We start from the raw sequence: 655 nt of genomic DNA, 5'->3' as shown, positions 1-655 counted from the left end.
ATACCATGCAGACACGCATGGAGGTTTATGATTTCTTAAACTATCACGAGTTTGAGCAAACCTTAGATAAGCTGTTTGCGGACAATAAATAATCATAAAAAGCAGTATTTTCACTTAACAATATAAAAAGCTACCCACAAAAGGAATGTAGACATGGCAGCACAGAAAGAACTTTCAGGCGCAGGACTTCGCGGACAAGTTGCTGGTAAGACGGCATTATCGACCGTTGGCAAATCAGGCTCTGGTCTGACCTATCGCGGCTATGACGTATCAGAGCTGGCAGATAAGTGTATTTTTGAAGAAGTGGCGTATTTGCTGCTATATGGCAACTTGCCTACGCAAAGCGAACTTGATGCTTATCAAGCTAAGCTCAAAAGCCTTCGCGGCCTACCACAGGCATTAAAAGACGTGCTTGAGCGTATCCCAAGCGACGCGCATCCAATGGATGTGCTACGTACTGGTTGTTCTATGCTCGGTAACCTTGAGACGGAAACGGACTTCGCTGAGCAAAACGATAAAACTGACCGTATGCTGGCCGCCTTCCCATCGATCATTAACTATTGGTATCGCTTTAGCCATGACAACGTGCGTATCGAGACTGACACAGATGATGCTACCATTGGCGGTCATTTCTTGCACTTGCTCAAAGACGAAA

The 655-nt window shown here is 45.3% G+C and carries 1 protein-coding gene; it reads left to right on the top strand.

Annotated features, from left to right (window positions below; genetic code table 11):
- Nucleotides 1-153: 153 nt before the first annotated feature.
- Nucleotides 154-655: citrate/2-methylcitrate synthase (locus ACS8FC_RS18290; RefSeq protein WP_439297834.1), on the top strand; the 502-nt coding region annotated here is incomplete at its 3' end.

The sequence above is a fragment of the Psychrobacter sp. 1Y4 genome (assembly GCF_051847555.1).
This window is presented reverse-complemented; position numbering and strand designations above follow the sequence as displayed.